1 protein-coding gene is annotated in these 248 nt (G+C 59.3%); it reads right to left on the bottom strand.

Translation table 11 applies throughout. From position 1 onward, the window contains the following. Positions 1-248: hypothetical protein (locus tag ACIOZM_RS18190; RefSeq protein ID WP_401216186.1), on the bottom strand; the 248-nt coding region annotated here is incomplete at both ends.

Here is a 248-nt window from a genome sequence, read left to right as displayed (position 1 = left end):
TGTTTGCCCGGCTGGATGAAACCACGGTGTTCCAGGTACTTCATGAAGCGCGCCTGGTAGATCGCCTGGATCGGGCCCAGACCCATGGATACAGTCGGGAACTGCCAGAAGTCAGGCATCAGCCAAGGGTGCGGATAGGACGACAGGCCCTGACCGTCGACTTCCTGGCGGAAGTTGTTCATCTGGTCTTCAGTGATGCGACCTTCCATGAACGCACGGGCGTAAACGCCTGGCGAAGTGTGGCCCTG

Source organism: Pseudomonas sp. NPDC087346, from assembly GCF_044744235.1.
In the GTDB taxonomy this organism is placed as follows: domain Bacteria; phylum Pseudomonadota; class Gammaproteobacteria; order Pseudomonadales; family Pseudomonadaceae; genus Aquipseudomonas.
The sequence above is the reverse complement of the archived record's forward strand: the minus strand, read 5'-3'. Positions and strand labels throughout refer to the sequence as shown.